Source organism: Agrilactobacillus composti DSM 18527 = JCM 14202, from assembly GCF_001436375.1.
In the GTDB taxonomy this organism is placed as follows: Bacteria; Bacillota; Bacilli; order Lactobacillales; family Lactobacillaceae; genus Agrilactobacillus; species Agrilactobacillus composti.
In genome coordinates this window covers 1-17238 of record NZ_AZGA01000020.1, presented here as the reverse complement: position 1 = coordinate 17238, position 17238 = coordinate 1, and the positions used below count along the sequence as shown (strand labels likewise).

The following is a 17238-nucleotide window of genomic DNA, read 5'->3' as shown; positions in this document are numbered from 1 at the left end:
CTGCGGGCAAATATTGCCTGGGAAATATTTGGGATTTCCACCATTATTTAAGCGAAACTATACTTTTTACAATAGAAATTCGTTATAATTAGGAAGTATAAGCGCGAAGGGAGCAACATTTTATGTCAAGAATGAAACCTTTTTTATTTTCTGCAACCATTTTAAGTCTCTTAGGTTTGGCAACAGTACCCCAGGTTTTAGCGGCAACGAACACTTCAACGGCAACAACAGCCAGCACAGCCACGACTTCATCCAGCGCTGAATCAACGAACACCCATCAAACAACAACGACAACGACCAATAGTCCCAAAACCAGCACCACTGGCACCAACGCCGCCAATGCGACGACCACCACGGCCAATGCCAGCCCTGGCCAGCAAACAGCTACCAGTAGCGCGACCAGTTCCGCAAATACCAGTCAAAGCAGTAGCACTGCCAGCAGTTCAAGTGCCAACAGTTCAAGTACCAGCGACACTGGCACCAATCAAGGCAACACGGACCAGGGCAATCAAACCACCCCGGCGCAACCCTTCACGGCCAGTGAACTCACAGAAATCAACGCCCTAAAGGCGCTACACCGCGGGTTAGATCAAACCACTTATGATGTGACGACCCTGTATGCTTCCCCGTCTAATTTGTCCGGTTATCCTTTTACCATTGGGACCATCAAAAAGAACTACATAGCCGCCACCACCCAATGGGTCAACTATTACCGGCATTTAAGTGGTTTACCCCCAGTTAGCACCACCAATGATGAAAATTATGTTTCCCAACTGGCTGCCAGCGTCTTAGCCGGGGTCAATGCCAATCCCATGCTTTCCCAGCATGGGTTGTTAAACTCTAGCCAACCGGCCTACATCCCTAATAGCATTTGGCAGCAAGCTAAACTCACCACCAATGCCAGTAACCTCTATTTCAGAGCGGATGCGGAGAGTGCCGGTAAAAGTGTCAGCAGTTTAGTTGGGGATAACAATAATATTGACGGGAATGATACGGGCCACCGGGCTTGGATCTTATCCCCTTATCTCAGTACCTTCGGCGTGGGCGCTGCTTATGGCTCCAATGGTTGGAAGTATGAGAATATGCTGGTGATGAATAAAACCGTGGAACAAGCCCAAGCTACCAAACCTCAACAAGATGTGGTGGCTTATCCCAACGCCGGGGTCTTCCCAGTGGAAGAATTAGCCCCTTCTAATGGGAAGGCTATTCCTTGGTCCATTTATTTCGCCAAAAGTCAGCCTCACGGCACTTTAAGCGTCAAGGTCGCTGATAACACCACCGGGGCCACCGTCACGGCCAAGGACTTAATGGATGCCAGCATGAATCAATATGGTAATTATAAAAATATCTTTACCTTTATCCCCCGGGGCTTAGATTTAGCGGCGGGGCACGAATATACCGTCACTTTATCAGGCCTAGATAATTACCCTAATGGCTATACCTATACCTTTAAACTCTTCAACATCGTGGATGCTGATGATGCTGGCAATACCAACAGTGATGCCGCCTTGCAAAATATCGACATCCCCGAAGAAAGCGTGGGAACAGTCAAGGGAGCGCCTTATGGCAAAACCCAATTACTCTCAGCGCCTTTTCACGGGACTTACCTCAGCAAATATTTAAGCAATAACACCGCTTGGAAATCTTATGGCAAGACCTTTATCAACGGCCAGTATTTCTACAATCTCGGCGGGGCCCAATGGATCAATGGCCGCTTCTTTGAAAAAAATGAACAAACCGCTGACGGGGTATTGACCATCAGTTTTGCCCCCGGGCAAGCCATTGCTGCCTACAATTCGCCTTATTATAATCATAAAGCCACCGGCCGTTACTTCACCACCGGTACCCAATGGCGGTATAATCAAGTTGTGAATGTGGGGGACGTGAACTGGTACAACCTAGGCGACGGCCAGTGGGTCCCAGCTTCATATGTACAGCTTGATAGTTAGTTTTGAGGAAAAATATGTCTTTAGAAATGAGGAATAGATTTGGACGAAGGTCAGCTGGTCAATAACATTATTATTATATTGGTGATTTTCTTCCTAGCCGCATTCTTCGTAGCTGCCGAATTTGCCTTAGTACAAACCCGCGCCAGTCAATTAGAAGAACGTCTGAAAGCCGGCACCGGAAGTAAACGCAAGCTCAACAATGCCTTACACATGGTTAAAAACCTAAACGAATACCTGTCCACCACCCAAGTTGGTACAAGTATGACCGGGATCATCTTAGGGTGGATCGGGGAAGATACCATTCGCTTTATCTTGGTGAATTTCTTAGGTTGGACCCATTTATTACAAGGGCAAAGTCTCAACTTAGTGGGAGCTATTTTAGGGGTTGCCATTTTGACTTACTTAGAAGTGGTCATCACCGAAATCGTCCCAAAAAATATCAGTATCGATATGCCTGTGAAGATGTTGATGGCGGTGGTCACCCCGTTAAAAGCTTTTCATACCGTCTTTTATCCCTTCGTGTGGTTATTGAATAAATCTGCCCTGGGGATCGTGAAGATGATTGGTTTGAAACCGGCCGATGAAGAAAACGAAGTCTTTTCCCAATCGGAAATCCTGCGTTTGACGCAAATGTCGGTGACGGGCGGTCAAATGGACCAAAATGATTACCTGTACATGCAACGGGCCTTTGATTTAAATGATAAAGTGGCCAAGGACATCATGGTGGACCGCACCAGCTTGTATGTGGTGGATATCACGGATTCTGTGGACGATGTGATCAAGGATTACTTACAACAAGGTTACAGCCGCTTTCCCGTGGTAGCGGAAAACGACAAGGATAAGATCTTAGGTTATGTTTATGCCTATGACTTGGTCCGCCAAGATCAGGTGGATGGCAAAGTGGGCATCAGCCGCTTGTTGCGCTCCATCATCACCGTGCCGGAAAGTATGCCGATTCAAGATATTTTAAATCAAATGATCAAACGCCAAACCCCCATCGTCGTGGTTGTGGATGAATACGGTGGTACCAGCGGGATCGTCACTGATAAGGATATTTATGAAGAACTCTTTGGGACAGTTAAAGATGAAATCGATGACGTATCTGATGAATATATCATCAAACAATCGGATAAAATCTTTAAGGTCAGTGGGAAGACCACCCTGTATGATTTTGAGCGGTACTTCCATAGTAAGATCGAAAGTTTTGAAGATTCTGAAGCGACGACTGTAGCCGGCTACATCATTGATAACTATCCTGATTTAAAATCAGACAGTGTCATTGACATCGACCATTTTGAATTTAAAGTGATAGATTATGAACATGCCTACGTGAACTGGTTTGAAGTCACGGTCCATGAAGACTTGCCCCATAATCCTGATGCTATTCCCGAGCGCGTCAATGACGCCCCCAATCCTGAAGACGTTTAATTCTTAAACCTGCCGACAATGCTGGCAGGTTTTTTCGTGTCTAAAACACCAAAATAGCCATAACGGTAAAATCCGCTATGGCTTGAGGTGCTTAATTTTGATATTTGCTGCCCTAAGATTTCTCAATGCGGGGCACTTTAATGAATAGCAAACTCCCCACCACAAACAACAGGACTAAACTTAAAATCCCTATTCTGGTCTGGCCGGTGAGTTGGGTAAAAATACCGAACATGGCCGGGCCAATGATGGCGGAGAACTTACCGAAGATGTTATAAATCCCAAAGTATTCATTGGCCTTTTCACTGGGAATAATTTTGGCGTAATGGGAGCGACTCAAAGCTTGGATCCCCCCTTGGGCGGTCCCTACTAAGAAGGCCAAGATCCAAAAATCCAGCTCCCGCTGCATGAAGTAACCCCAAATACAGATCACCACGTAAATCCCCAGAGCAATGCCAATGGCGTATTTGGTGCCGATGCGTTGGGCCAGGCGGCCAAAGAGAATGGAAAAAGGCACGGCGATGGCTTGAACCAGTAATAATATTAACATCAGATGAGTCATAGACAGGCCAAAATCACTCCCCACGGCGGTGGCCATTTTGAAGATCGTGTCTACCCCGTCAATGTAGAAGAAATAAGCCGCTAAAAACCAGACGATATTTTTATCCCGCCAAACGGTCTTAAACGTGGCCACTACCCGGTGCCAGGCAGCTGAAATCGGCTGGGTAACGGGGGGCAGGAAATGCTGCTGGGTGACGTTTTTCATTAGAGGGATGGAGAAGATGATCCACCACAGGGTGGTCATGATGAAGCCAAACTTTACGATCCCTGTGGCACTTAAAACGCCAAAGCCTTTGGTGAGCTGCAGCAACATGATGATCACAAAGGGGATGACGCCCCCTAGATAACCCATGCTATAACCTTGAGCGGACACCCGATCTAAGCGCTCCGGGGTGGCCACATCGGTCAAAAAGCCATCGTAGAAAATATTGGCCCCGGCGTATCCCACGGTGGAGATGACAAAGATGATCAAGAGCCACTGCCAAGCGCTGGCAGGGACAAAGGTCAACATGAAGGTGGCGGTAATGGCCACTAAATTAAAAAAATTGAATAATTTCTTTTTGTAGCCCTGATAATCGGCAATGGCCCCTAGTAAAGGCGCCAATAGGGAAATGATCAAGGTCCCCACGGAATTAGCATAGCCCCAATAGGCCGTGGCCGTTGTGGCAGCTAGCCCGCTGGCTTGAGCCACACTTTTAAAGTAAATGGGTAAAATGGCGGTGACGATGACAATGCCATAAGCAGAGTTGGCCCAGTCATACATCACCCAACTTTTTTCGGCTTTTGTAAATTTCATTCATTATCTCCCTAAAATCCAGGCAATGACCCCAGTGGAAAGTAAGTCCAGCACCAACATCGCGCCGATAACCAGGGTATGCTGGCGTTTTTTCATTAAGAAAACCGCTAAATATTCCCGGATCACCGCATTGGGCAGGAAATATTTGGAGGTACGGCTGCCAATGCCATCCGCCTTCAACCCTGCCTGCCGGGCGTACATCCCGGCTCTAAAAGTATGGTAGTTGTTGGTGGCAAAAATGATATGACAGTCGGCTGCCGGCTTTTGGGCATCTTGTTGGATTACGGCTTTAGAAAAACGCATATTTTCCAAGGTGTTTTTGGACTGGACCTCCGCTAAGGTGTTTTTAGCGGGAATGCCCTGAGCAATGGCAAAAGCCTGCATAGCCGCCCCCTCGGACTTGGTCTCATCAGCCCCTTGGCCCCCGGAAAATACCAGCTTTGGAGGTTTTTTGCCCTTTTCCTGCTGCTTATCGTAAAAAGTAATGGCCCGATTGATCCTAGAGGCGAGCAACGGCGAGATTTGATTGCCATGTAATAGCCCGGCCCCTAAAACGATGATGTAATCTTGGTTGAACCTAGGATGGTTAAATTGATAGAGGACTAATGTGGTTAAGTAATTGTAAAAAGAAGCCAGCACGTAAAACACGATAAAGGGGAAAATTGCTAACAAGGTGTTGACCCATTCCGGCAAAAAGCGCTGGGGGGCGAATATATTCACTAGCCATAGGGCCAATAAACCCAGGCCTAAAACCAGGGTCAAGCTATTGCCCAGGGTATGGGCTTCTCTTTTCCAAACGATGCGGGCATTCCACAGCAATAAAAAGGCCATGAACAAGAACACCAACAAGCCAATCCCAACCACAAGGGCCACGGCCATGAGCAAGACCCAGTTAAGGATCTCATTGCCTAAACTGGCTAAGTAAAGCCCCAAGGTCCCCACAAAACTAATTAAAAATAGGTTAAACCAGATGCCATTGATCAAGCGGCGTTTATCCCGGAACCAAAAAGTCAAAAAAATGATCAGAAAAAAGGCTGGGAGTAAAAAAATTGCAATGGGCATTGGATATCCGTTGACTGTCACGTCAAAATTCCTCCTAGTGGTGCTTAGATGCGGCATCTGTAAAGGTGCTTTGATCTTCACCAATGTAATTGTGGTCAAAATTAATTTCAGTGCGTAATTTCGGGAAATCTTTTTCCAGATCCCGGGTGATCCGGCGATTTAAAACATCGTCGGGGATGCCGATATTGTGGGGCACCACCACGTCAAATTGGACCAGTTCCCCAGTCCTAGTTTCCTCCACGTGAAAATCATGGGTATGCAGATCCAAATCATAAGCCGCCACAATATCTTTAATAGCCTGGTGGATCTTATTATAGTGCCGGTTAGTCAAATCAATGGGGTCCATGTGGGCCACTAAAATCACATTCAGGCGCTTTTTGAAATCCCGTTCGATGTCATCGATGACTTCATGGGCATGGTCCAGGGTCCAATTGCTGTCGATTTCCACATCCACCGTGGCAAAGACGGCATTGGGGCCATAGTTATAGATGCGCAGGTCATGAAAGCCCAGGATCTGCTTGTAACGCTCTAATTCATGGGTCATACGCTCGACTTCCGCATCACTGGGCCGCGATTACCCAACAACTCGTTAATAAAGCCTCTGAGCATCCCTAAACCGCTATAAGTGATATATAAAGCTACCAACAAACCGACCCAGCCATCCACATTAATATGCCAGAACTGAAATAATAAGGAGGATAACAAAATTGCGCTGGTAGTCAGTACATCCATTAAGGAATCCTTGGCCGTGGCCTTCAGGGTGTTGGAGTCGATGTGGTTGCCAATTTTAATGTAAAAGAAATTTTGCCATAACTTGATGAAGATAGACAGGACTAAAATAACGATGACTAACGCTGAAATTTGCACGTCTTCAGGCTTGAGGATCTTTAAGAAGGAGTCTTTTAGAAACTGTAAGCCCACGAATAATAACAAGATGGCAATGAACAGGCCGCTGATATATTCGTAACGTTGGTGGCCGTAGGGATGGTCTTCGTCGGGCTTTTTAGCACTCATTTTAAACCCAACCAGGGTCAAAATCGACGAAAATGTATCGGTGACACTGTTTAATGCATCGGCCATAATAGAAACGGAACCTGAAATTAAGCCAATCATTACCTTGAAAACTGCCAAAAAGATGTTGGTGACCAGGCCCACACAACCAGATACTAAGCCATAGCCCTCCCGACGATCTTCAGGCTGCCGATCTTTAAAGCGTTGATCGGACCAGTTAATAATTAGATTAATCATAACTATACCCCCATAAACGCCGAGGAGCCAGCCCCGCATGTTCTTAACTTGTAGGGTTGGCTCCCGTGCTTTTATACAATCAGTTATAACAACTTAGTGCCATTATAACAAGTTAATGGCCTTATGGGCTACTTTGATTGTCTTTGGCCTAGGCGGCGACGCAAATTATATTATATAATGTAGCTAATTCTTATGGAGGGACTTGTTTATGATGACCACGATGTGGACTTATCAATATTTTCAGAATCACGAAACCAACCGCATCATTTACTTACGTTTTGGCCTAATTATTTTATCCGCAATTTTGCTGATCATTACCTTGATCGCTTATTTGCGGCAACGGAATAATTCCAAGAACCGGGAGTTATTGATCATTTTTATTTTATCAACGCTGTTATTCGTCACGGTGCAAACCGGCCATTGGCAAGAAACTAGGACCGGCTTTAACAACTCCAATCAAGTGGTGCGCTTTATGCAAAGTGTGGCCAAGGCCCAGCACACCACCCCCGGAAAAATTGCCACCAATCAGCAAAACCTCTCCAGCGGCATGATCGTTAAAGTGGGCACTAATTTTTACAGCGTGAAGTTTAACAACGATGCCAGCATCTCTAGTTATGAGCTCACCAAAACGGCGCTCATTAATTCTAAAATTAGCTACGATCCTAAGTAAGGCGGTAAGATTATGTTTAGTTATTCCGACGTGGCCCTGAAATTAATCCTGGGCTTTTTAACCATTGTGATCCAAATTAATTTGGCGGGTAAGGGCAATCTCGCCCCCACCAACGCCTTAGACCAGCTGCAAAATTACGTGTTAGGTGGCGTCATTGGGGGGATGATTTATAATCAAGACATCACCCTCTTGCAATTCTTTGCGGTCCTGCTAATCTGGACCTTGATCATCTTTGTCACCCGCTTTTTGACCAACCACTACACTATCATGAAAAAATTCATTGATGGCCAGTCCGTGACGGTGGTCTATAACGGCCGGATCCTGGTGGAACAAGCCGCCAGTCGGGGGTTGTCAGCCTATGATCTGTCCTTTAAGCTGCGCAACGCTGGCGTGATTGATATCCATCAGGTGAAACGGGCGGTTTTAGAACAAAATGGCCAAGTCACCGTGACCTTAAAGGGGGATAAGGGCTTTCAATACCCCATTATTTTGGATGGCCGCATTGATTTTGATGCCCTGGACCTCATTGACAAAGATGAGGCTTGGTTAAACGACCAGCTCCAGGCCCAAAATGAAACCATTGAAGACGTTTACATGGCTATCTGGACCAAGGAGGGTCTTTTGTTGTATGCTTATGGACATGGGGCACACAAACCGTAGTCAAACGCCAATCCCGCAATTGTTTACTGCCTTGTTCAAATCAAATAAAGGAGTTTTTAAAACATGGAACCGCTTAATGAATCCATCAATCCCACGATTCAACGCCAATTGAAACACAAAACCATTCGGGCGTTTCAGCGTATAGATCTAGACCACACCACCATCAACACCCTGGTGGATGTGGCCCGACACACCTCCAGTTCCCAATTTCTCCAGGCTTTTAGCCTCATCAGCGTTACCGATCCCCACATCAAACAAGCCATCGCCGAAGTCTCCGGCCAGCCTTATGTGGCTGAAAATGGCCACTTGTTCATCTTTGTGGTGGACCAGTATCGTAATTTGCAAATTGGCAAGGAAAAAGGCCAAGCTGAAAACCGCTTAGGCAGTGCCGACAAATTGTTAGCCGGCTTAGCCGACGCCACGTTAGCCGTCCAAAACACCGTCAATGCGGCGGAAAGTCTAGGGTTAGGGGCCGTAATTTTAGGCAGTATTTTAAATGATCCCCAACAAATCATCGACTTATTGGGCCTGCCAAAGTTGACCTTCCCAGTTTTAGGTTTGGCCCTAGGCTATCCGGACCAAGCACCCCAATTAAAACCTCGCTTACCGGAAGAATTCATGCATTTTGAAAATCAGTATCAATTAAAAACCCCGATCGTCCCTGAATTAAAGGACTACGACGCCCGGGTCCATGAATACTATGACCTCAGAGACGCCCATCGCCGGGTGGATACTTTCACCAACCAAGTGCAACGCTCCTTGATGGCCCAACCCGGCAAACGCATCGAGATTCTCCACATTCTCCACAAGCAGGGCTTTTTGGTGAAGGATCCGGATTAGACCATCTTTTTGAAATCCAGCCAAGCATCAAATTCCTTGGCCGTCACATAATGCAATTTTAAGGCAGCATCTTTTAAGGTGGTGCCTTCTTTTTGGGCCGTTTGCGCGATTTCGGCACTCTTGGCATAGCCGATATGGGGGGTCAAAGCGGTGACCGTCATCAAGGAATGCTTCAGCAATTGGGTCATGCGTTCCGGATTCACCTTTAGGCCTTTTAGCAAATGGGTATCCACCGAGGCGATGACGTCAGTCAACAAGGTGACACTTTCTAAAAATGTGGCGATGATCACGGGTTTATAGACGTTTAATTCAAAATTACCCTGACTGGCCGCAAAGCCTAAGGTGGTGTCATTGCCCAAAATCCGAGCGCAAACCATGGTCAAGGCTTCGATTTGGGTGGGGTTCACCTTCCCTGGCATGATGGATGAGCCTGGTTCATTGGCGGGGATCTGAAATTCCCCATAACCGGCCCGGGGCCCAGAAGCCAAGAAACGCAGGTCATTGCCAATTTTTACTAAATCCGCCGCTAAGGTTTTTAAAGCCCCGTGGACCACGTCCAGGCCGCTATGATTGGCCAGGCCTTGAAATTTGTTAGGTGCCGGGATAAAGGCTAGGTGATAGTGGTCGGCCAAGGCTTGGGTCATTTTCACATCAAAACCAGCCGGGGCATTTAGCCCGGTGCCCACCGCCGTGCCGCCAATGGGCAACTCTAATAAAGTGGCCTGCAGGGCTTCTAAGTACTGTTGGTCATGGGCTAGGGCTGATTCGTAGCCACTGAGTTCTTGGCCCACCGTCAGGGGCGTGGCGTCTTGTAAGTGGGTCCGGCCAATTTTGATCACGTCCTTAAAGGCTGCAGCTTTTTGGGCCAGGGTTTGCCGGGCGGCGGTGAGGCTTTGTAATAAGGGCGGCAGAGCCAGACTGGCGGTGATCATCATGGCCGTGGGAAACACGTCGTTAGAGCTTTGGCTGTGGTTCACATCGTCATTGGGATGCAGGGGGATGCTGCTATCGATGGTTTTGGCCAGGTGGACAATGACTTCATTGACATTCATATTGGTTTGGGTCCCACTGCCGGTTTGGTAGACCACTAAGGGAAAAGCGGCTTGGTAGTCGCCTTGCAGCAGTTTTTTACAAGTGGCCACGATCAGGTCGGCTTTGGCCGGGGCCAAGACACCGAGATCTTGGTTGACTTTGGCGGCATATAATTTGATGGTGATCAGGGCTTTGATGACGGCGTAGGGCATTTTGGGCCCGATTTTGAAGTTTTCAAAGCTCCGTTGAGTCTGGGGGCCCCATAAAACCGTTTCGGGGATGCGCACTGTTCCCAGGGCATCTTTTTCTTCGCGATAGTTCACGTTAAAATCTCCAATCTAACAAGACTTGTTGTAATTCAGCCACGGTGGGTACCAAAATGTCGGCGCCGGCTTGGGTCAATTCCGTTTCACTGCCAAAACCGTACAACACGCCCACGGTCTTGGTGGCATTGACTTGACCGCCGTGGATATCGCTGTTGCGATCCCCCACCATGGCCACATCTTCAGGGTTGGTCAGGTTTAACTGAGTCATCCCGTAGGCCAACACGTCGGCTTTTTGGGTCCGGGTGATTTCATCATCGGTGGCGGCGGCCAATTCGGCTAAATACGCGTCAAAGCCAAAGTGGGCACTGATGCGCTTGGCAAAACTTTCCGGTTTGGCCGTGGCGATGGCCAGTTGATAGTCCGCGGCTTTTAAGGTTTTTAAAAGGGTCATGATGCCGGGATAAACTTCATTTTCCGCCCAACCTTTATCAGAATAATAGGCATGGAAACCGGCGATGAAGGTTTTGATGATTGCCGGATCCGTAATGCCCACTTGTTGTTTTAAAGAATCCGTCAAAGCCGGGCCAATAAACAGCTGGAGCACTGAATCGGCCGGAGCTGGTTGTTGAATTTTACTAAAACCCTGCTTTAAGGCATTGATGATGCCTTTTTTGGAGTTGGTCAAGGTGCCGTCTAAGTCAAAGAAAATCGTTTTCATTGCTATGTTCTCCTTCTAAAGTCTGATTTTTTAGAAAAATCGACTTTGTTACGATTTAGTCATAATTTCTTCACATTTTCATATTAGAGTATTACTTGTAAATGATTATTAACTTTAGTAATCATTTTATCCAACCCCACTACTGTTCGCAATACCCCCAATATTGTGACAGTATAGCTTTTTCATTTTACTCCTCCAAAGTAAAATTTTTATCTGTGTGCTATGAACACAGATACCCTTACTCCTAGAACTGCTAGACCTCCCAACTAGCAGTTCTTTTTTTTGCCCTTTTTTAAGGACTTAGACCGAGGCAAAGTAGCTTAAATGCAGTAAAATAGAATTATATAGTCTAACAGAAAGCAGGTCGAGTCCATGAAGGAAACAAAGGTTGCACCAGCGGTTGGGTTAACAGATGCCCAGGTTCAAGCACGCATTAACAACCACCAACAAAATACGCCGCCAAAACCCCTGACCCGCAGCATTCAACGGATTATCTCCGATAATACCTTGACCCTGTTTAACTTCGTCAATTTGGGCATTGGCTTAATTGTGTTATACACCAGAAGTTACTTAGATCTGCTATTTTTAATGCCAGCTTTTTTCAATACCGTCATTGGAGTTTTCCAAGAAATCCGGGCCAAGCACGCCATCGACAGCATGTCCTTGTTAACGGCGGCCAATTATCAAGTGCGCCGTAACGGCAAACTAGTGGCGTTACACCAGGATGAAATCGTCTTAGATGATGTCTTGGTGTTAAAGCGGGGCGACAGCATCCCCGTGGATGGCCGCGTGTTGACCTCCGGCAATGCGGAGGTGGATGAATCCCAACTTACCGGAGAAACGGTGGCCATCGTCAAACAAGTGGGCGACCCCGTTATGTCTGGCAGTTTCTTGATCAGTGGTCAGCTAGCTTTTCAAGTCACCGCCGTGGGTGTTGACAGCTTCGTGGCCAAAGTCGCCAGTCAAGCAAAAAAAGAAAAGCGGGAAAGTAGTGAATTATTAAATACCATCAATCGCATTATCAAAGTCCTGACCTTCGTGATCATCCCCGTGGGTATCTTGTTATTCATCTCTTCAGAACTGAAACGGGGTAATTTAGACCGGGCGATTTTAAGTACGGCGGCGGCCATGATCGGCATGATCCCCGAAGGCCTAGTCTTGCTGACATCGGTGGCCCTAGCCGTGGGAGCCATCAATTTGAGCCGCAAAAAAGTCCTGGTGCGCTCCTTGAGTGCCATCGAATCCCTGGCCCGGGTGGATACCTTATGTCTGGATAAAACCGGCACCATCACCACGGGAAACTTGTCCATTCAAAAAGTTGTTAATTTAAAGGTGTATAACGACACCGATTTAAAGGCGTTACTAGCCCAAGCCGTCTATGGTATTGATGACGACAACCAAACTGCCACGGCCTTGAAACGGTATTATGACAAGGTTCCCGTGACCTTTAAAACCACCATCCCCTTTTCCTCCCAGCGCAAATGGAGTGGCATCGAACTTACCAACGGCACCAGCGTGGTCATGGGGGCACCGGAATTTATTTACCAGGCACACCCCTTGCCGGAAGCCTTGACTAAACAAATGGCCGACTTGGCTAAACAAGGCTATCGGGTCTTGTTGGTGGCCGCTGGTGTGGCACCCCTAGATGCCCAAACCAACGATGCATTAGACCCAGTGGCGTTGGTATTGATCACCGATGAACTGCGGGATAACGCCACGGATACCTTCAGTTACCTGCGGGCCCAACAAGTCAGCATCAAAGTCATTTCCGGGGACAACCCCCTGACCGTGGCCAACGTGGCCCAACAAGCGGGCATTGAAAATGCCCAGGCCGCCGTTGACATGTCTACGGTGGGTGAGGACGGCGATTTTGACGCTTTGGTGGCCCAATACACCGTCTTTGGCCGGGTGAGTCCCATGCAAAAGAAACACCTGATCGAGGCCTATCAACGAGCCGGGCACACCGTGGGGATGACCGGGGATGGGGTCAACGATATCTTGGCGTTACGCCAATCTGATTGTGGCATCGCCATGGCCAGTGGCTCTGAATCCGCCCAAAGCATCGCCGACTTTGTTTTATTGAACTCCGACTTTGATGCGATGATTTATGTATTGAATGAAGGTCGGCGGGTCATCAATAACGTGGAACGGGTAGCGTCGTTATACTTGATTAAAACCATTTATTCCGTTATCTTAAGTGTGTTGTTCATCTTCATGAGCACCGACTATCCCTTCCGGCCCCGGCAACTCACCCCGATTTCCGCCTTGACCGTGGGTTTGCCCTCGTTTATCTTAGCTTTAGAACCCAATTACCAACGGGTCAAAGCCCGCTTCATGCGCAATGTGATGGAAACCGCCGCCCCCGGGGCCTTAAGTGTGGTCTTCTACGTGGTGGTCATTCAAATCCTCAGTCGTCTCTTTAATCTAGGCTATAACACCACGGCCACCTTGACCGTCTTGATGACCGGGATCGTGGGCTTTTGTGCCTTGGCCGCCATCTCTTGGCCGCTAGATCGGGGTAAAATAACGCTATTGGCTGTTTTAGCCGCGGCGTTTTTGACCATCTTTTTCTTTTTCAACCATATCTTTATGTTAGTCTCCTTATTATCATGGAAAATGCTCTTGTTTTACTTGCCTCTGGGTGCCAGTGTGGTGCCAGTCTTCGTATTCATGCGGGAAGTTTTGGGCAAGCGGGTTTTTTCCAGAATCAATTGGCGTTAGTGGCTTTGTTGTTATAAAATAATCGGAGGTAATCAAAATGGTAGAAACCTTTACAATTGCAGACGCAAAAACCCAACAAACGGAACCTGGTAAATACTTAGTACTGCCTAAGGCGAGACTGATCGATTTGAGTTTTGACCAACACAGCGGCAACTTCGTCATGAGCTATGAACAAGCCCGCAACAACTTCATCCAAATTCCGGATGCAACCATGCCTATCCCCTTATTAGACACCACCTTGACCGTCAAACGCAGTGATTTAGGTGCGGTGGCCATGGCGGCTTTTACCAAGGCCTTGGGCCAAAATGTAGTGGCTAAAACCTTAGATTTAACGGGCCAAGATAAAGCGGGTACGCCTCAGGATCTGTCGATCAAGGGTGTCTTGGAACCGGACCAAGCTACGATCTTGCTCCATGTGTTGCAGCACAATACCGATGGCACCGTGGCTTTTGCTGATGCCAGTTTTAAACAGGATAAAGCCCAGACCTTGGCCAATCGTAGTGATGATTTCCGCATCACGTTTACCAACCGGCAGTCCGTTTTCGTCCCTGCTAAAACCTTTGGGGATTATTTGTTAAGTTTCTTCAATTCATAAAGTTTGGAGTTCATTCATCATGGAAAGACAAGGCCGCGGCCCGTTCATTGGTTCATTTCTATTAGCCCTGGGCACTATCACCTTTAATTTTATGCAAGTCCTCTTGCAGAATAATTTCTACTCAATATTCCAAACCGTTACCATGATTTTATTTTTAGTAACGGTGATCTACACCTTTACAGAAACCCAAGGCCGCTCGCTGTTACGGCGCCTGTCCTGGATTTTAGTCATCGCGGTATTTGCCTTTAATGTCTTGTGCACATTTTTATTCGCCTAAAAATCATCATTTTTTTAAATAAAAGCTGCTGGTACTGAAGACCCAATTGGGGTTTCAGCATCAGCAGCTTTTTTACGCATTGCTTTGCCCGGACAGCCATCAATAGCACGTATCAACTCAAACCGGTCCAACCTTTATTAGGCGGTTTAGAAGTTGATAGTCCAGCATTACACGTTTCTACCTTGCTTGCTGAATACTATGTAACCCTGTCCAGTAGTTTCTCCGGTGATATCAGCGGTGCCCCCCATTGGCTTCACCGTTAAAGATGGCAAAGTTACCACCCAATTTCAAGATGAAATCGAGAAGTTCAAATCACTCCATGCCGCAGCTAAAGACTTTGACTTCTTAGCTGGTCTCAACGTCTTGGCACCAACTGTGGGAAATGGTACGATTAGAACTGGTTTATCCGCTAAAGACGGGATGCTGGGCTTCAAGATCATTTTAGATGCCACCCAAACCGTCGTGCACAACGGCAACCAAGATACCATTGATACCCGTTTGACCATCGAGATTTTTTCTCATCCCAACGGTCTAGGTGTGACGACCCCTGATTTTGATGCGATTTATAAGCCGGTATCTGAGAATAATCCGGACTTATCTTGGGTATCAAATATATTGGTTGCAGGCGCCTTAGTTTTTGTTATCATTGCGGTTGTTGGCGGTGTCGCAATTGGTGCTGCTGGTTTATTGGGAACGGGTTTAATGGCTTTATAAACCAGCTTATGAAAGGATTTAAAACTATGTATGACGCGGTTTTGCTAACCCGGATAATGATTCTACTAGTCCTCATAGGTGCTGTTTTATCTATCTGGTCAGTAGTTGCTAACAGACACTTCTACCAGAAACTGGATAAGTCCTATCGCAACAGGCTGGGCCAATATATAAAATCTCAGCCTAAGCTTAGACGCTTACTATATCTAATGGTCTGGCTTGATTTAATTGGGATCACCTTAATACTTTTCGGCTGGCTGCCAGTTATTCTCTTTGGATATTTTCCTAACGACTTGTTACCAATCATATTTCCCACTATGTCTTACGTTTGCATCAGCTTATCAGTTCTGAATATTGTGACCGCCTTGGGAATACGTATTTACACGAAAAAATTGTTAGGCTCATTTCCCAAACCCTCAACCAAATTATCGATCAAGCTTATGTTTTATATTAGTCGGTTGGCATTGATCATCGCGGCATTACTAACGTTCCCGCTGATAGCTGTATTGACTAATCATTGATGTATTCTCAAATACATGATGATTTAGTTTAGTGCCCTTTTACGTAACTTGCTGAAATGAATAGATTTTACTGAGAAGTGGCTTAAAAGGCTAATGAAATCAAAGGTGATGATATACGTTGAATTATTTAATAACGTTGATATACCTGCTATTGATCCTATCAGTGGTGCTCTCAATTTTGTCGTGGCGAAACGCTGGTAAGAATTACAAATTTTTAAACGATAATTATCACAAAATGTTTGACGATTTTGATAAGACTTTCCCAAAGTTCAAACGCCTTCCACATCAAGTTTTCTTGATGGATTTGATTGGTATTGGTTGTCACTTGGCTGGCTGCTCGTAGCCATTTTCTCCTTATTTCCTGGTCGGATATCATCTTTGGTTATTGAAGCCATACTCTACACTTGTACAGCATTGGCCATCTTGCTTGTCGCAATCGCTTTAGCCATCCGTTTGCACTTTAAGCAAATGTCCCCAGGGCTGAATATTCCTGAACAATTACCAAAACCAGGCGTTAATAAAATGTTTGGACTTAGTCGCATTTTGTTAATCATTGCAGCTATCCTAATGCCTTTTTGGATGTTGTCAACGTTGGTTGTCGTTTAAAAATAATCTCAAATAAACCAGTTGTAAATTATTTTATGAATAGTCTAGCCTTTTGGTTAGGCTATTTTTGTTAACGCAACTTAACTTTGAAATTAAATTCCTGCTCTAATTAATCAACATATGCCCTTGTCGCTGATAATATTTACGTCTAAAATGAAACAAGTGTAAATTCGATCCAACAAATCTTTATAATCAGCATGTTTGAACTCAGTCCACAACAAGTACCCTTTTAACATTTAAACTGCTTGGTTATCACGTATAAAAGGAGGCGCCACCTTGGTCCTACCACTGCTAACATGGTTCATGAGAATATCGGAAAGGAAACACGAGATTTCAATCCCGTGAGGAATTCCGATTGAGTTTGAAAAACTCAAATGATTTATAAATATATGCCTATTTTGAGCACGATTCTTTCTTTGCGGTTGTTATATAAGTTATAATAACTATAAGAGAAAGGGGTGAACAAAATGCTGTTAAGTCTAACGGTCAAGGCTAAACTCAAACTAGACAACGCTGCCGATGCGGCTAAATTTCAGGAGACCAGTGAACAATATCGCTCAGCCTGCAATCATGTTTCTGA

15 protein-coding genes are annotated in these 17238 nt (G+C 46.2%); 9 read left to right on the top strand and 6 right to left on the bottom strand.

Annotated elements, in window-relative coordinates:
* Positions 1-122 precede the first annotated feature (122 nt).
* Complete coding sequence (locus FC83_RS05500; protein ID WP_052004459.1) at positions 123-1949, top strand: CAP domain-containing protein; 1827 nt, start codon at positions 123-125, stop codon at positions 1947-1949.
* Between the two features lie 39 nt (positions 1950-1988).
* Positions 1989-3377: a hemolysin family protein gene (locus tag FC83_RS05495; protein WP_035451101.1), complete on the top strand. Its 1389-nt coding sequence runs from the start codon at positions 1989-1991 to the stop codon at positions 3375-3377.
* Between the two features lie 112 nt (positions 3378-3489).
* On the opposite strand, the gene FC83_RS05490 is transcribed toward FC83_RS05495, so the two are convergent.
* The 4 genes from FC83_RS05490 to FC83_RS05475 are packed head-to-tail and all read right to left on the bottom strand — an operon-like array spanning position 3490 to position 7041.
* On the bottom strand, positions 3490-4731 hold the full coding sequence (locus tag FC83_RS05490; protein ID WP_035451100.1) for an MFS transporter: 1242 nt from the start codon (positions 4729-4731) through the stop codon (positions 3490-3492).
* A gap of 3 nt (positions 4732-4734) precedes the next feature.
* Positions 4735-5814 carry a YdcF family protein gene (locus tag FC83_RS05485; RefSeq protein WP_236700810.1) on the bottom strand — a complete coding sequence of 360 codons (1080 nt, stop codon included), beginning with the start codon at positions 5812-5814 and terminating at the stop codon, positions 4735-4737.
* A 13-nt stretch (positions 5815-5827) separates the two neighbouring features.
* The gene (locus tag FC83_RS05480; RefSeq protein WP_052004458.1) at positions 5828-6337 is read right to left on the bottom strand and encodes a cation transporter dimerization domain-containing protein; all 510 of its coding nucleotides are present in this window, start codon (positions 6335-6337) and stop codon (positions 5828-5830) included.
* Positions 6334-7041: a cation diffusion facilitator family transporter gene (locus FC83_RS05475; RefSeq protein WP_052004457.1), complete on the bottom strand. Its 708-nt coding sequence runs from the start codon at positions 7039-7041 to the stop codon at positions 6334-6336. Before FC83_RS05475 ends, FC83_RS05480 begins: the two co-directional genes overlap by 4 nt.
* A 208-nt stretch (positions 7042-7249) precedes the next feature.
* On the opposite strand from FC83_RS05475, the gene FC83_RS05470 reads away from it, so the two are divergent.
* The 3 genes from FC83_RS05470 (at position 7250) to FC83_RS05460 (ending at position 9211) form a co-directional block, all read left to right on the top strand.
* Positions 7250-7711: a DUF3290 family protein gene (locus FC83_RS05470; protein WP_035451098.1), complete on the top strand. Its 462-nt coding sequence runs from the start codon at positions 7250-7252 to the stop codon at positions 7709-7711.
* A gap of 12 nt (positions 7712-7723) precedes the next feature.
* Complete coding sequence (locus FC83_RS05465) at positions 7724-8371, top strand: DUF421 domain-containing protein (protein ID WP_057002491.1); 648 nt, start codon at positions 7724-7726, stop codon at positions 8369-8371.
* Positions 8372-8434: 63 nt separating this feature from the next.
* Positions 8435-9211, top strand: coding sequence for an NADPH-dependent oxidoreductase (locus FC83_RS05460; RefSeq protein WP_081762975.1), 777 nt, complete (start codon positions 8435-8437; stop codon positions 9209-9211).
* On the opposite strand, the gene FC83_RS05455 is transcribed toward FC83_RS05460, so the two are convergent.
* Together FC83_RS05455 and FC83_RS05450 are read right to left on the bottom strand one after the other, a co-directional pair.
* Positions 9208-10566 (bottom strand): class II fumarate hydratase, encoded by a 1359-nt coding sequence (locus FC83_RS05455; RefSeq protein ID WP_057002490.1) that lies wholly within the window; start codon positions 10564-10566, stop codon positions 9208-9210. The genes FC83_RS05460 and FC83_RS05455 overlap by 4 nt on opposite strands.
* A gap of 1 nt (position 10567) precedes the next feature.
* Positions 10568-11227, bottom strand: a complete 660-nt coding sequence (locus FC83_RS05450) for an HAD hydrolase-like protein (protein WP_035451096.1) — start codon at positions 11225-11227, stop codon at positions 10568-10570.
* Positions 11228-11599: 372 nt separating this feature from the next.
* On the opposite strand from FC83_RS05450, the gene FC83_RS05445 reads away from it, so the two are divergent.
* The 4 genes from FC83_RS05445 to FC83_RS05430 all read left to right on the top strand — a co-directional run bounded on the left by FC83_RS05445 (position 11600) and on the right by FC83_RS05430 (position 15534).
* Positions 11600-13948, top strand: coding sequence for an HAD-IC family P-type ATPase (locus FC83_RS05445; protein ID WP_035451094.1), 2349 nt, complete (start codon positions 11600-11602; stop codon positions 13946-13948).
* Between the two features lie 37 nt (positions 13949-13985).
* Complete coding sequence (locus tag FC83_RS05440) at positions 13986-14543, top strand: hypothetical protein (protein WP_035451091.1); 558 nt, start codon at positions 13986-13988, stop codon at positions 14541-14543.
* Between the two features lie 19 nt (positions 14544-14562).
* Positions 14563-14820, top strand: coding sequence for a hypothetical protein (locus FC83_RS05435; protein ID WP_035451090.1), 258 nt, complete (start codon positions 14563-14565; stop codon positions 14818-14820).
* A 237-nt stretch (positions 14821-15057) separates the two neighbouring features.
* Complete coding sequence (locus FC83_RS05430; RefSeq protein ID WP_052004456.1) at positions 15058-15534, top strand: hypothetical protein; 477 nt, start codon at positions 15058-15060, stop codon at positions 15532-15534.
* The last annotated feature ends 1704 nt before the right edge of the window (positions 15535-17238 follow it).

What these genes read in the sequence shown, in the direction of transcription:
- FC83_RS05480 (WP_052004458.1), bottom strand. Translation starts at nt 6,337, where the DNA reads ATGACCCATGAATTAGAGCGTTACAAGCAGATCCTGGGCTTTCATGAC.
- FC83_RS05475 (WP_052004457.1), bottom strand. Translation starts at nt 7,041, where the DNA reads ATGATTAATCTAATTATTAACTGGTCCGATCAACGCTTTAAAGATCGG.
- FC83_RS05460 (WP_081762975.1), top strand. Translation starts at nt 8,435, where the DNA reads ATGGAACCGCTTAATGAATCCATCAATCCCACGATTCAACGCCAATTG.
- FC83_RS05435 (WP_035451090.1), top strand. Translation starts at nt 14,563, where the DNA reads ATGGAAAGACAAGGCCGCGGCCCGTTCATTGGTTCATTTCTATTAGCC.
- FC83_RS05490 (WP_035451100.1), bottom strand. Translation starts at nt 4,731, where the DNA reads ATGAAATTTACAAAAGCCGAAAAAAGTTGGGTGATGTATGACTGGGCC.
- FC83_RS05500 (WP_052004459.1), top strand. Translation starts at nt 123, where the DNA reads ATGTCAAGAATGAAACCTTTTTTATTTTCTGCAACCATTTTAAGTCTC.
- FC83_RS05450 (WP_035451096.1), bottom strand. Translation starts at nt 11,227, where the DNA reads ATGAAAACGATTTTCTTTGACTTAGACGGCACCTTGACCAACTCCAAA.
- FC83_RS05465 (WP_057002491.1), top strand. Translation starts at nt 7,724, where the DNA reads ATGTTTAGTTATTCCGACGTGGCCCTGAAATTAATCCTGGGCTTTTTA.
- FC83_RS05440 (WP_035451091.1), top strand. Translation starts at nt 13,986, where the DNA reads ATGGTAGAAACCTTTACAATTGCAGACGCAAAAACCCAACAAACGGAA.
- FC83_RS05470 (WP_035451098.1), top strand. Translation starts at nt 7,250, where the DNA reads ATGATGACCACGATGTGGACTTATCAATATTTTCAGAATCACGAAACC.
- FC83_RS05445 (WP_035451094.1), top strand. Translation starts at nt 11,600, where the DNA reads ATGAAGGAAACAAAGGTTGCACCAGCGGTTGGGTTAACAGATGCCCAG.